Source organism: Micromonospora sp. NPDC049044 (genome assembly GCF_040649215.1).
Classification (GTDB): domain Bacteria; phylum Actinomycetota; class Actinomycetes; order Mycobacteriales; family Micromonosporaceae; genus Micromonospora.
Genome location: NZ_JBEZFA010000051.1, coordinates 1 through 13,081, shown reverse-complemented (window position 1 = coordinate 13,081; position 13,081 = coordinate 1). Strand labels below are relative to the sequence as shown.

At 72.2% G+C, this 13,081-nt stretch carries 9 protein-coding genes and 3 pseudogenes; 8 read left to right on the top strand and 4 right to left on the bottom strand.

Going from position 1 to position 13,081, the window contains the following annotated elements:
- The first annotated feature begins 75 nt into the window (after positions 1 to 75).
- The 5 genes and pseudogenes from AB0B85_RS30065 to AB0B85_RS30045 all read left to right on the top strand — a co-directional run bounded on the left by AB0B85_RS30065 (position 76) and on the right by AB0B85_RS30045 (position 5,677).
- Positions 76 to 873, top strand: a complete 798-nt coding sequence (locus tag AB0B85_RS30065; RefSeq protein WP_357412544.1) for a BTAD domain-containing putative transcriptional regulator — start codon at positions 76 to 78, stop codon at positions 871 to 873.
- Between the two features lie 90 nt (positions 874 to 963).
- Positions 964 to 1,278, top strand: a pseudogene (locus AB0B85_RS30060) (TcmI family type II polyketide cyclase); the annotation flags it as partial.
- Positions 1,279 to 1,432: 154 nt separating this feature from the next.
- Positions 1,433 to 2,782 (top strand): NAD(P)/FAD-dependent oxidoreductase, encoded by a 1,350-nt coding sequence (locus tag AB0B85_RS30055; RefSeq protein ID WP_357412542.1) that lies wholly within the window; start codon positions 1,433 to 1,435, stop codon positions 2,780 to 2,782.
- A 1,184-nt stretch (positions 2,783 to 3,966) separates the two neighbouring features.
- Positions 3,967 to 4,221 (top strand): annotated as a pseudogene (locus AB0B85_RS30050) (hypothetical protein); the annotation flags it as partial.
- A gap of 265 nt (positions 4,222 to 4,486) precedes the next feature.
- Positions 4,487 to 5,677: a low temperature requirement protein A gene (locus tag AB0B85_RS30045; protein WP_357412540.1), complete on the top strand. Its 1,191-nt coding sequence runs from the start codon at positions 4,487 to 4,489 to the stop codon at positions 5,675 to 5,677.
- Between the two features lie 225 nt (positions 5,678 to 5,902).
- On the opposite strand, the gene AB0B85_RS30040 is transcribed toward AB0B85_RS30045, so the two are convergent.
- The gene (locus tag AB0B85_RS30040) at positions 5,903 to 6,730 is read right to left on the bottom strand and encodes a hypothetical protein (RefSeq protein ID WP_357412538.1); all 828 of its coding nucleotides are present in this window, start codon (positions 6,728 to 6,730) and stop codon (positions 5,903 to 5,905) included.
- 251 nt (positions 6,731 to 6,981) lie between these two features.
- Here AB0B85_RS30040 and AB0B85_RS30035 point away from each other — a divergent pair, with 251 nt between their 5' ends.
- Positions 6,982 to 7,188 (top strand): hypothetical protein, encoded by a 207-nt coding sequence (locus tag AB0B85_RS30035; RefSeq protein ID WP_110566517.1) that lies wholly within the window; start codon positions 6,982 to 6,984, stop codon positions 7,186 to 7,188.
- A gap of 190 nt (positions 7,189 to 7,378) precedes the next feature.
- Entirely contained in the window at positions 7,379 to 8,338 is a 960-nt protein-coding gene (locus tag AB0B85_RS30030) for a TIGR03557 family F420-dependent LLM class oxidoreductase (RefSeq protein ID WP_357412535.1), read from the top strand.
- 157 nt (positions 8,339 to 8,495) lie between these two features.
- On the opposite strand, the gene AB0B85_RS30025 is transcribed toward AB0B85_RS30030, so the two are convergent.
- The 3 genes from AB0B85_RS30025 to AB0B85_RS30015 all read right to left on the bottom strand — a co-directional run bounded on the left by AB0B85_RS30025 (position 8,496) and on the right by AB0B85_RS30015 (position 12,770).
- Positions 8,496 to 10,013 (bottom strand): hypothetical protein, encoded by a 1,518-nt coding sequence (locus AB0B85_RS30025; RefSeq protein WP_357412533.1) that lies wholly within the window; start codon positions 10,011 to 10,013, stop codon positions 8,496 to 8,498.
- Between the two features lie 171 nt (positions 10,014 to 10,184).
- Positions 10,185 to 12,281 carry an amino acid transporter gene (locus AB0B85_RS30020; RefSeq protein WP_357412531.1) on the bottom strand — a complete coding sequence of 699 codons (2,097 nt, stop codon included), beginning with the start codon at positions 12,279 to 12,281 and terminating at the stop codon, positions 10,185 to 10,187.
- A gap of 87 nt (positions 12,282 to 12,368) precedes the next feature.
- Positions 12,369 to 12,770 (bottom strand): hypothetical protein, encoded by a 402-nt coding sequence (locus AB0B85_RS30015; protein WP_357412529.1) that lies wholly within the window; start codon positions 12,768 to 12,770, stop codon positions 12,369 to 12,371.
- Between the two features lie 212 nt (positions 12,771 to 12,982).
- Here AB0B85_RS30015 and AB0B85_RS30010 point away from each other — a divergent pair.
- Positions 12,983 to 13,081 (top strand): annotated as a pseudogene (locus tag AB0B85_RS30010) (pentapeptide repeat-containing protein); the annotation flags it as partial.

Sequence of the window (13,081 nt, the reverse complement as noted above, 5' to 3'; positions counted from 1 at the left end):
CGACAGTGGCGTCCCGGGCGACCAATCCGGGACACAGCTGACAGTCGGGACGAGCGTTCCGCAGGGGGTGCCGCCGTGACCGCTGACCCGTCCGTGCCGACCGCCGGCGAGCCGCCCGGCGACGGCGTCGCACTGCACCTGCTCGGTGGTTTCCGACTGTTGCGCGGGGCGGTGCCGGTCGTGGTCCCGCGCGGGCTGCAACGGGTGATCGCCCTGATCGGCCTGCGCCCCGGTGCCACCCGCAGCCAACTCGCCGGGCTGCTCTGGTCCGACGCGTCGGAGGAACGGGCGTTGTCCTCGCTGCGCACCGCGCTGTGGCGGCTCCGCCAGGACCCGTGCTGCCCGATGACAGTGGCCGGCGACACCGTACGGCTCGACCCGACGGTCCGGCTCGACGTGGACGACCTGGTCGGCACCGCGGCCCGGGTCCGCCACGGCGACGATCCGCGGATCGCGGCGGGAGCTCTCGCCGCCGGCCGCCACGACCTGCTGCCCGGCTGGTACGACGACTGGGTGCTGCTGGACCGGGAGCGACTGCGCCAACTTCGCCTGCACATGCTGGAACAGGTGGCCGGGCAGCACCTGAGCGCGGGGCGGCACGGCGAGGCCCTCGAGGCCGCGCTGGAGGCGATGGCCGCCGAGCCGCTACGGGAGACGCCGCACCGGCTGGTGGTCCGCATCCACCTCGCCGAGGGCAACGCCTTCGAGGCCGTGCACGCCTTCTACGTCTACCGGGACCTGCTGCGTCGGGAGTTGAGTCTGGAGCCGAGTCCCGCGATGAGCGCCCTGCTCGACGACACCCTGGCCCCGATCCGCCAGGCCACCCGCGACCCCGTGACCGACCGTCCGTCACCAGTGGCCCGGCGGACGTGACGGTGATGTGACAGACGCTGCGGCACGGTAGGCGCACAGAGCACGTGGCGCCGGTCCGAGGATCGGAGAGCCACCGGCGGAAGGGGTCCCATGAGTCGTCTACTGATCGTCAGCCGGATCATCCCGGGCGCGGAGGGGCGGGTCGCACAGATCTTCGCCGAGTCCGACGCCACCGACCTGCCCGGCCTGACCGGCGTCACGCACCGATCCCTGTACTGCCTGCACGACCTGTGCGTACACCTGTTGGAGACCTCGGACGTCGACCCGGACGCGCTCGCGGCGGCCCGCAACCACCCACTCTTCCAACAGGTGAACGAGCGGCTCTCCGCCCACACGTCGCCGTACCTGCCGACCTGGCGCTCCCCCCGGGACGCGATCGCCGGCTGCTTCTACCGGTGGGACGCCACCGACGCGTCCCCCACGCGCCCGGCCAGCACCGACGCGTCCCCCACCCGCCCGACCAGCACCGACGCCTCCGCGACGCGCCCGGCCAACGCCGACGTGCCCGGCACGCGTCCGGCCAGCACCGACGCGCCAGCCGCGCACCCGGCCGGCTGACATGCCCGCCGCCCCACCGCACGTCCTGATCATCGGCGCCGGCACGGGCGGACTGTGCCTGGCGCACGGTCTGCGCCGGGCCGGGATCAGCGTCGCCGTCTACGAACGGCACCGCGACCGCACCGAAGGACTGCTCGGCTACCGGGTCGGCATCGGCCCCACCGGTAGCCGGGCCCTGCGGCAGTGCCTGCCCCCGGAGTTGTTCGCCACCTTCCTGGTCACCTGCGCGCGGCCACCGCACTACTTCAACGTGGTCACCCAGGGGCTGCGCCAGACCGCGTCGTTCGCGCTACGACCGAACGCCGACCCGGTGCGCACCGAACATTCGGTGGCCCGGATGGTGCTGCGCCAGGTGCTGCTCACCGGCCTGGACGACGTGGTGCACTTCGACAAGACCTTCACCCACTACGAGCAGCGCGACGACGGCACGGTCACCGCGTACTTCGCCGACGGCACCAGCGCCACCGGCAACCTGCTTGTCGGCGCGGACGGCACCCACTCTGCGGTACGCCGGCAGTACCTGCCGCACGCCGTCACCCGCGACGCCGGCACGATCAACATCGCCACCCGGATTCCGCTCACCCCGCACACCCGTGGTCTCGTCCCGGAGCGGGTCCGGCAGGGCATCTCGCTGATCTTCGGCGTCGGCGGGATGATGGGCGTGCTGCACGTCATGGAGTTCAAGTGGGACGCCCGGCGTGCGGTCAAACCCGACGTCAGCGACGCCGACGCCGCCCTGCTGCGCAGCTGGCCCGGCCTGTCCCACGACACCACCACCGACAACATCAATCTGATCATCTGGAGCACCGGCCGCCGCTTCCCGGCCGACGTGCTGGAGCGTCGCGGCGAGGACCTGATCAGCGTCGCCCTGGACCTCACCTCGAACTGGCACCCGAACCTGCGGGAGTTGCTGACCCGCGCGGACCCAGCGAGTGCCCTGCCGATCCGGGTGTCCACGTCCGAGCCGACGCCGCCCTGGAAGAGCACCACCGTCACCATGCTCGGCGACGCCATCCACACCATGACCCCCGGCCGTGGGGTGGGCGCGAACACCGCGCTTCGGGACGCCCGCCTGCTCTGCGACCAGCTCGGCCAGGCCGTCACCGGCGACAAGACGCTGGTCCAGGCGGTTGCCGACTACGAGGCCGCGATGGTGCCGTACGGCTTCGCCCGGGTCGCCGAATCACTCAACCGCAGCGGCACCAGCGGCGACGACCGGATGTACCGGCCGGTGGTGGGTCGACTCGCGCTGCTCGGCGCACGCGGCTACTTCGGAGTGACAAGCCGGGTGCCGCGGCTGCGTCGCCGGTTCGTCGACGACTTCCACACCTATGAGGGCGACCAGGACTGAGCCCGGTATCGGCCTGTCGACCCGGGTCCGGCGTCCCCGCCGGCCCGGGTCCCGTCGTGTCCGGCCCCGTGGGGTTCCCACCCCCGTCGTTCTCCCGGTGCCGCCGTCATCCCGGTTTTGCGCCTGTCGGCGCGACGCTGGGTGACTCGGCGGGCACCGTCTGAGGTGACAGTCCCCAACGGGACATCTGCTGCCGATCCTGTCTGTCGTCGGAAATACGCGTATGCGAAGCTGCGGCGAGTTTTTCTCGTGACTTTTCCAACGAGCTGAGAGGGAGGTTCGCCGTGGCGTGGTCTATCGGACACTCGCTGATAGTGGTACTGGCACTGTTGCTGGGCCTGGCCGCCGGGTGGCTGCTGCGCGGCCGGCGGGGCGTACAGGGCAATTCGATAGTGGACGGTGATCCCGTCGCCGGCCTGGCCGTGATCGCCACGCCGACGCCGGCAGCCACCACCGACGAGGCCCGGCCCGCGGCCACCATCGACGCCGCGCCGACCGCGGTCGCCGACGAACCGGCGCCGGTGGACACGGTGAGCGCGCCCGCCGCCGTCACCGGCCCGGACGGCGCCAGCTCGGCGCCCACGCCAGTGGCGGTACCGGCGGACGCCCCGAGCACCGTCGACCCGGGTGACATGGCGCTGACCGAGGCCCCGCCGCCCGTACCGGCCGCCGAGCAGTCCGACCCGGCTGACCTGCCGGCGGAGCCCACTGTGGAGCCGACCCCCGAGCCGGTAGCGGTCGACGAGCAGCCCGCCCCGGCTGCCGTGATCGCCCCCCGCCAGCCCGCGGACGACCTCCCGTCCGCCGACAGCACGCCGCTCGACACCACCCCGACCGACGAGCCGGCCCCGGCGACCCCGACGGACGATGCGGCGACCGACGAGGTGCCGGCGGAGGCACCGGTGACCGACGGCGCGGTGCACGCGGAGTCGAAGGACGCGGACGCCAACACGGCGGACGCCGACGCTGCGGAGAGCACCGCGGTGCGGACCAACGGCGTGGACGCGGTGGGCGACGACCTGGTGAACGTCGGCGCGGTGGGCACCGGGACGACCAAAGCGGAGTCGCTGGACGCCGAGCCGGAGTCGGTGCGGCCGGTGGCGGCCACGCCTGCGGACCTCCCGAGCGACACCGCGACGCCGCCGGTCGACCCGGCCGTCGACAACGCCAGCGACACGGACACCGACCCGACCGGTCCGGCGGACGACTTCCGCCGCATCCAGGGCATCGGGCCGAAGATGGCGGCTGCCCTGCAGGACGCCGGTGTGCGTACGTACGGCCAGCTCGGTGCGCTCGACGAGGCGGCGCTGCGCGAGCTGATCCGGGCCGCCGGCCTGCGCGCGGCACCCGCGCTGGCCACCTGGCCGCAGCAGGCCCGCGTGCTGGCCGGTGCGGGCGACGAGATGGCCGCCGTGCTGTCGAACGGCAACCAGGCCTGACACCTGGATCGAGGCCCCGGCCCACCGTCCGACGCGACCGTGGGCCGGGGCTCCGGGACCGGAAGGCTCGCCACAACCGGCCCGGAGTCCAAGGAAGTCGGGGCATCGGGCCGCCCCGGACACCCCGGCCTGCGGGAACGCGAGTCGATAGTCCCCGGTTGGGGGAAGACCCGGCGAATCCGCAGCCGCGCGGCCGACAGCTGGTTACCGTCCGCTCAGGTGGGCCGGACAGGTCCGTCGTCGACCGGTTCCGCAGGAGTAGACAGTGCACCTCGCCGCGCCGGAGCCCGGGTCCCCGGTGCGTGACCCGGCGGCACCGCGCCGGGTGACCCTCCTCGAACTCTTCTTCGACCTGGTGTACGTGGTCGCCCTGGCACTGATCTCCCGAGGGCTGGTCAACCAGCTCGACTGGCACCGGGCCGGACAGGCACTGATCATGCTGGCCGCCGTCTGGTGGACCTGGGTGATCACCACCCTGGTCACCGACCTGTACAACCCGGAACGCACCGAGATCAAGCTGCTGATCAGCGCCGTGATGTTCGGCGCACTGCTGATGACCACGGCGATCCCGGAGGCGTTCGGCGACCGTGGGCTCGTGTTCGCCGGCACCTACGTTTCGATCCACCTCGGGCGCGGGCTGTTCCTGATGCCGGCCGTCCGCCGCGAACCACAGACCCAACGCCGCGCGGCACGCATCTTCGTCTGGTTCGCGGTGTCCGCGATCCCCTGGATCATCGGTGCGTTCGTCAGCAAGGACGCCCGCCTGGCGTGCTGGGCCATCGCGCTCGCGATCGACTACGTCGGCTTCCGACTGGCGTACCCGGTGCCGGGGCTCGGAGTGGTGCCCGAACCCCAGCGCAACGTCACCGCGGAGCATCTCTCCGAGCGCTACCAGCAGTTCTTCATCATCGCCCTCGGCGACGCCATCCTGACCATCGGCACCATGTTCAGCGCCGCTCACAGCGAGGTGCACAACATCGGTGCGTTCGCTGTGGCGTTCCTGACCACACTGCTGCTCTGGCGGATCTACGTGCACAAGTCCGGTCAGCTGCTCCCGCAGGCCATCAAGGGGTCGGGGTCGCCGAGCAAGTTCCTGTTCACCGCGCCGTACACCCATCTGCTGATGGTCGCCGGGGTGGTCACCACGGCCTCCGGGTTCGACCTCGTGCTGCACGAGACGACCGGGCCGACGCCGCCGGCCTGGGCGGCGGTGATCCTCGGCGGTCCGGCCCTCTTCCTGGCCGGCCGGGCCTCCTTCGAGTACGAGGTGTTCAGCAGGGTGTCCCGATCCCGGCCCGGCGGTGTGCTGGCGCTGCTGACCATCGCGCCCGCGGTGCTGTACCTGACGCCGGTGTTCGCCTCGATCGGTGCCCTGTTGGTGCTGATCGGGGTGGCCTACGCTGACTTCCGGCGCAGCTACGGCAAACCACCCGAGGCCCCGTCCCCGCCGCACTGAACCGGCCGGCCAGCACCGGCCCACCTCAGCGTGCGGTCGACCCGGCGAGCAGCCACCAACGACGGCAGCTGGACGCAGGCGGACAGCACCACCGTGTCCACGTCGGTCACGTCCAGTCGCTCGGCCAGCTCGACCAGTCGAGCGGTGGGGATGCGCCCCACCGCGACGTTGTCCGGCTCGCTCAGACTCGCCGCCTCGGTACCACCAGGCCGACGCGGTAACCGCTCACACCAGCGCCCCGGCGTACGCGCGGACCCGCAGCCGCTGCCCGGCGGTGCCGCCCAGGCGCACCTGCAACCCGAGCGGCGCGGCGGCGCGGCGCACGTCGTCAAGGTGCAGGGACCCGTGCCGGTCGACGGTGAGCACCGGCGGCTCCTCGAGCTCGCCCTCCGGCGCGTGGAAAGAGAGCAGGGTGACCGAGGTGGTGAGATAGCCCGGGTACGCGGCGCGGGCCGCAGACTCGTCCCGGTGGGCGAGCACCACCAGGTCGTCGAGGTGTGCGAAGTCGGCGGCGAGAGCGCCGGCCTTCCAGTGCGCCGGCTCCTCCGCCGCGCCGGTGAGATGCCGGGACCGGTTCGCCGAGGTGATGTAGAGGTGGTCGGATCCGGTCTCGGCGAGCGCCCGCTCGAAGAAGACGTTGGACGGGCAGGTCAGGCCCGGGGCGATCACCTGGGTGGTGCGCAGCCCCTGGTCGACCTGGGTGAGGTGCCCGGGGAGGCGCTCCGCCGCCGGCCCCCGGAAGCCGAACGGCCCCGCCCCGTAGAGGGCGTCCATCAGGGCCCGCACCCGACCGACCGGCAGCCGCGGCGAGATCCGGGTCCAGTCGAACATCCCCGGGATCCGGCCGATCGCGGTGGTGATGCTGCCGACCTGCTGGGCTGGGCGGCCCTTGGCCAGATTGACCCGGCGGACGGTGTCCGCCTCGGGGCGCGTGACGATGACGTAGAAGTTGGCGAACGCCGCCGCGACGACCGCGCCGCGAGCCAGCGCGCGGGCCGCGACCGCGACGTCCTCGGGGCGGTCGATGTACAGGGGCGGTGTCCGGGCTTCCATGAGTCCTCCTCGGCGGGGCCGTGAGGCAGTTCTACGTCCGCGGACGGCACGACGGCCGGGTCGGTCGCCGATCCGATAGCCGACACGCGTTTCCACGTGCGAGCGGCCGACCCCGGGCGGTACGCAACGGCGAACGGCATCGGCCGGACGGAGGATCCGGCCCGGCCCCGTTCCGGTGGCCGTTAGCCGCACGACCCAATTGGGTACAACGACTGCACCTCAGATCCACCACATTTCCTCAGGAGGCAGCGATGCGCGGCACCTCGATACTCGGAGTCATCGTCGTGATCTGGCTGCTGATCGGCGCGATCGCCGCCGGCCAGCGTGGCTACTACAGCGGCGACGACACCAACTGCGCCGAAGCCGGCACCATCCTGGTCACCATCGTGGCCGGTCCGTTGAACTACATCGGCGCCAACCCCAAGGTCGACTGCAAGCTGCCGGAGCCCTCCAAGTAGGACCCAGACGTACCTCGGCCCGTGCCCCCTGACCCCGGGGCACGGGCCGAGGTCTGCCCGGAGGGCGGCTCGGCTCACACACCCCGTACGGCATCCTAGGAGGCTGGCCTGCGGGTGTCGTCGGGGTTTGTCGGCGCGGAGGTCGGGAACCGCCCCCGCGTCAGTCGGCCGACGACAACGGGAGCGTGGCATGCAGATCGGCTACAAGCTGGCCGCGGAGGGATACGGCCCTCAGGAGATCATCCGGCAGGCCGTGCTTGCCGAACGGGCTGGTTTCGACTTCGTCGAGATGAGCGACCACTTCCACCCCTGGCTGGACGCGCAGGGCCACTCCTCGTTCACCTGGAGCGTGCTCGGCGCCATCGCCGCCAAGACCAGCACCCTGGGTCTGGCCACCGGCGTCACCTGCCCGACCGTCCGCTACCACCCGGCGATCATCGCGCAGGCGGCGGCGACCATGGCGCTGGTCTCCGACGGGCGGTTCACCCTCGGGGTGGGGGCCGGCGAACGACTCAACGAGCACGTGGTCGGAGCGGGCTTTCCCAGCGTCCGGGGCCGACACGAACGGCTGCGCGAGGCGCTGGAGATCATCCGACTGCTCTGGCAGGGCGGCTACCAGTCCTACGAAGGCCGGCACCTGCACCTGGAGGACGCCCGGATCTTCGACCTGCCGGACACCCCGCCGGTGATCGCGGTGGCGGCCAGTGGCGAGGCGTCGGCCCAGCTCGCCGCCGAGCTGGGCGACGGGTTGTTCGCCACCGAACCGGACGCCTCGATCGTCGAGCACTACCGGCGGGCCCGCGGCTCCGGCCCGCGCTACGCCGAGGTCCCCCTGGCGTGGGCAAGTGACGAGCAGCAGGCGGTACGGGCGGTGATGCAGACCAGCAGGTGGATGGTTACCGGTTGGAAGGTGATGAGCGAACTGCCGAACCCTGTCAACTTCGACGCGGCGAGCGCGCACGTGGAGGAGAAGCACATCCGTCAGCTCTTCGCCGTCGGCCCGGATCCGGAGCCGCACGTGGCAAAGGTCCAGTCGTACGTCGAGGCCGGCTTCGATCACATCGTCCTGCAGAACGCCGGCCCCGACCCGGACGGCTTCCTCGACTTCTTCGCCGGCACCCTCTCCGCCCGGCTGCGGGCCAGGTCCTGACGCAGCCGGCACGGCCACCGCCCGCACGCTCGGACTGTCGAACGGGACGAGGCGACGACCGCCCGCGACGGCCGGGCGGGACAGCGGACGGCCGCCCGGACGATCGTGGTGATCGTCCGGGCGGCCGGCCACGCGCCGCGCCGGCGCGTCGGTCTGCTCAGCGGAAGCAGTGCGCGATCGGTACCGGGCTGCCCTCGCAGTTGGTCGGCTCGTTCTCGACGACCACGCTCTCGTCGTCGATCTTGACCTGGGCGTGCATGGCGGAGATGCCACCGGGCTTCACGGTGGAGGCGTTGTGGGTGACCTTGCTGGTGTAGATCGCCACCGAACCCGCTGAGGCGTAGATGCCACCGCCGGTGGACGCCGCGCCGACCGCCTCGTTGCGGGTCACGTCACTGCCGCGGACCAGCAGGTTCGACTTCTCGGCGTAGATCCCGGCGCCGACGCCGTGGGTGGTGTTGCCGTCGACAACGCTGTCGTCGATCGGCGTCAGGCCCTTCACTGTGGAGATGCCGCCACCGTTGACGGTGGACGTGTTGCCGCGGATGGTCATCTTGCGCATCACCAGCACCGCGTCGGAGTTCGCCGCGCCGCCGCCGACCTGCGCGGTGTTGTTGAGCAACTCGGTGTCGGAGACCTTCGTGCGGGCCGAGAAGCTGGCCAGACCGCCGCCCTGGCCCGCGCTGTTCTGGGTGAACGAGACGCTCTCCACGTCGGCCGCGCCGCGGTAGTTGCCCAGCCCGCCGCCGTAGCCGTTCGCGCTGTTGCTGCGGAACTCGGAGCGCTTCAGGGTCAGCACACCGCCGTTGAGCAGGCCCCCGCCCTTGCCCGCCGCGCCGGAGGCACTGTTGCCCACGAAGGTGCAGTCGCTGACCACCATGTTGCCGTCGTTGAAGATTCCACCGCCGCCGCCCTCCGGGGACAGCGAGGTGCTCTGCGAGACGGTGACCCGCTCCACCACCGCGGTGGCCCCGTGCACCACGTGCACGCTGCCGCCCTCGATCGCCGAACGGCCGTTGTGCAGTTCCATGTCGCGCAGGGTCAACTCGCCACCGTCGCGGACGGTGAAGAAGCGGAACGGCGCGGCCTGGGCGTCCCGGGCGATGGTGGCGCCGGCGCCGTCGATCGTGATGCTCTGGTAGATCACCGGCAGGCCGGCGGTGTCGTCGGCCGGGTTGTGCGGTGGGGCGTCGGCGTCGCCGGGGGTCTCCGCGGCGTCGGCCGCCTCCCGTGCGTCGCGGATCCCCCCGTCGTACTGGTCGGTCTCGTGGAACGCCTCGGTGAGCAGGTAGCGGCACTTGGGCGCGAGCCGGAGTTCCCCGCCGCCCTCGGCGTTCGCCGTCACCAGCGCCGCGACCAGCTTCGCGGCGTCGCAGGGCACCGACACCACGCCCCGCTTGCCGGTGCCCGGGCCGGGTGCGCGGCCCCGCTCGGCGCTGTCCGGGTCGCGCTCCGCGCCGCCCCGGTCGCCGGGCCGGCGGTCGTCGTCGTTGCCGGCTGCCGTGCTCAGCCGGCCCAGACCGGGGAGGGCGAGGTGACGGTCGGCCGCAGCGGCCACACCGGCCACGCCGGCCGCTCCCACGACCAGGCTCCCCGCCAGCAACCCGCTGGCCAGTAACCATCGGGACCGGCGTCTGGGTCGGATCTCGCGGTCTCCCCCGTGGTACGTGGACATCAAAGGTGCCTGCCTTCCTGGCTGCAAGACGTGACCGCGCGCCGATCCGGGCGCGGGGGGCTCGACGTAGCGTCGACCACCAAACGTCACGATAGGTCCGCAATACGGACAGGAAGGTGTGAACGTGAATAGTGCCCCTATTCATCTTTGAACCCACCAAACGGTCGCCGGTCAGCCGCCGACATGGATCCCGGGACGGCGCAACGGGTCCCGCTCGGTCCGCCGGATGATCTCCCGTACCACCGGCGGGGTGTCACCTCGACCGAGGATGAGATAGCGCGCCAGGTGCGCGATCGGGCTCCCCTCGGACCACTCGAAGTGCGCGTGCGGCCGCACCCCGGTGGCGTCGCGCAGGGCCAGCAGGATCGCGGCGATCGCGTTCGGCACCGCCGGGCTGCTGGCCCGCAACACCCGGAAGCCACCTGCCTCGATCCCGTGCACCCGCAGCACCTGGCTGAACTCCGACGGGTCGACCACGTCGATCTCCAGGAAGAGCACGTCCGCCGCCCCGGGCACCGGATTCATCCCCCGTTGCGCCCGTTCCTTGATCGTGTACTCCTTCACCGACCCGCGCTGCCGCTTGTTCGCGATCAGGTGCAGCTGCCCGTCGTGGGCCAGCGACTCGGTGATGAACCGACGGGCCGGCTCGTCGAACTCGATCCGCTCGGCGCGCAGCTCGGTGGTCCGGGTGACCCGGGAGACCAACGAGACCACGATGATGCCGAGGATGAACAACGCGGAGATGGTGATCCCGTCCGGCTGCTCGATGACGTTCTCCAGCAACGCGTACAGCAGCACCAGGGTCAGCACCGTGAAACCGATGGCGATGGCGCGCTGGCGGTGGCGGACCGCGGAGATCGTCACCGCCACCGCACCGGAGACCATCATCGCCAGGATGCCCGTCGCGTACGCCCCGGCCTGCGCGTTGACGTCGGCCCGGAAGGCCACGGTGATGGCGACGCTGACCACGGTGTAGACGATCACCACAGGGCGCACCGCCCGCGCCCACTCCGGTGCCATGCCGTACGAGGGCAGGTAGCGCGGCACGATGTTGATCAGCCCGGCCATCGCCGAGGCGCCGGCGAACCAGAGGATGAGCACGCTGCTCACGTCGTAGACGGTGCCGAAGGCCTCCCCCAGATGGGCGTGCGCCAGGAACGCCAGGGCCCGCCCGTTGGCGGCCCCGCCGGGGCGGAACTCCTCCTGCGGGATCAGCGCCGTGGTCACGAAGGTCGTCGAGATGAGGTAGACCGACATGATCAGCGCGGCGGTGGTGAGCAGCCGCCGGGTGTTGCGGATCCTGGCGGCCAGCCGGGCCGGCTTGTCCGCCCCGTCGGCCCGGACCAGCGGCATCATGCTCACCCCGGTCTCGAAACCGGACAGGCCCAGCACCAGCAGCGGGAACGCCAGCACGGCAGTGAGCAGCACGTGGCCCGGCCCGCCGCCGCCTGCGGTGAGCGCGGCGGTCCAGTCCGACACGATGCCCGGGTCGTCGACGATCCGGGCCACCGCGACCACGACGATCACCGCGTTGAGCGCCAGGAAGACGGCGACCAGCGGGATGGCCACCACCACCGCCTCCCGGAAGCCGAGCAGGAACACCCCGCCGAGGATGAGCAGCAGCACCACGGTGACGACGACCGGGACGGCGGGGCCGTGCAGCGCGTCCGGCAGGTACGGGTTCTCCAACAGGTGCACTGTGGCGTCCGCCGAGGAGAGGGTGATCGTGATGATCCAGGAGGTGGCCACGAAGCCGAGCAGCACGAGTACGAAGATCTTGCCCCGCCAGAACGGCAGCAGGCGCTCCAGCATGGCCACCGACCCCTGCCCGTGCGGGCTCTCCTGGGCCACTCGCCGGTACATCGGCAGCATGCCGAACAGGGTGAGCACGACGATCAGCAGGGTCGCCAGCGGGGACAGCGCACCGGCCGCCACCGCCGCGATACCCGGCAGGTACGACAGCGTCGAGAAGTAGTCGACGCCGGTCAGGCACATCACCTGCCACCAGGCGTGCCTGCGGTTCTGTCCCTCGCCCGCCTCCGGCCCGGGTGGCTGCACCTGGTGCTGGAACAGCCACCGGCGCAGCGGACTGGCCGGCGGCGTCGAGCGCGCCGGCGTCGCCACGCGTTCGGGCACCACGACACCCGGCCGGCCGCCCCGGTGCGGGCGGGCCGGGTCGCGGGCCGCCCGCAGAGCCGGGTCCGGCCCGGTGGGCGCGTGACGGCGTCCGCTCCAACGTCGTGGTTTCGCCCGGTGCTCGTCACCCATCGCCAGTCCCACCCTCACAGGTCCTGATCCGACGGTAGGCGGTGGCGCGGGACCCGGCCGGCGGAACCGGGCAGGTGAATGGCCAGCTCAGGACAGGTCCGGAACAGCGAGCAGGCGGGCCAGCGCGGGCGGGTCGGCGATGGTCACCGTGGCGGCCGGGTGTCGTGGCCGCCCGCCCGGCACCACAGCCGGCACCGGCGTCCCGAAACGCAGGCAGATCCCGCCGGCCGTGCTGGTGCCGAAGCTGGCGCCCGCGTCGGCGAGCGACATGTGCGGTCCGATCACCCGCCACCAGCGGTACGGGCCACTCAGCTCGACGGCTGTCACGTTCCCGCGCTCGGTCCGCAGCCGCCACGGCCCGTACCGGATCAACAGCTCCCGGTCGGTGACAGCGACCCAGGCCGTCGCCGGGCGGACCCCCAGCAGCGCCAGCACCGGCCGGAACAGCGGGTCGAAGCGGAACGCGAACCGCGTCTCGGCACCGGTCATCGCGCACCAGGTCGGATGGTGGGTCGCGGCACCGGGCCGCCTGGCCGCAGCGGGCCGGGCCGCGCGGGCCGGGGTCGGGCGGCGGGCCGGCGCCGGGCCAGGACGGTCATGGCGCGGGCGTACCCGCTACGAGCCCGCCGACACCCCCGACAGCGCGCCATCGTCGGGACGACCCCGACTCCCCCGGACCCCACCGTCGGCCGGCACCCCCGTGGCCCACCTTCCACCGCGTCGCCGCCGTCGGCTCGGAAGCGTTCACCGACTGCAATCTCACCAACGGCGCGTGGTCCTCCAGTCGACTACCGCGCATC

Excerpts from the sequence above, each read along its gene's own strand:
- AB0B85_RS30030 (WP_357412535.1), top strand. The coding sequence starts at position 7,379 with ATGCAGATCGGCTACAAGCTGGCCGCGGAGGGATACGGCCCTCAGGAG.
- AB0B85_RS30040 (WP_357412538.1), bottom strand. The coding sequence starts at position 6,730 with ATGGAAGCCCGGACACCGCCCCTGTACATCGACCGCCCCGAGGACGTC.
- AB0B85_RS30025 (WP_357412533.1), bottom strand. The coding sequence starts at position 10,013 with ATGTCCACGTACCACGGGGGAGACCGCGAGATCCGACCCAGACGCCGG.
- AB0B85_RS30020 (WP_357412531.1), bottom strand. The coding sequence starts at position 12,281 with ATGGGTGACGAGCACCGGGCGAAACCACGACGTTGGAGCGGACGCCGT.
- AB0B85_RS30055 (WP_357412542.1), top strand. The coding sequence starts at position 1,433 with ATGCCCGCCGCCCCACCGCACGTCCTGATCATCGGCGCCGGCACGGGC.
- AB0B85_RS30035 (WP_110566517.1), top strand. The coding sequence starts at position 6,982 with ATGCGCGGCACCTCGATACTCGGAGTCATCGTCGTGATCTGGCTGCTG.
- AB0B85_RS30015 (WP_357412529.1), bottom strand. The coding sequence starts at position 12,770 with ATGACCGGTGCCGAGACGCGGTTCGCGTTCCGCTTCGACCCGCTGTTC.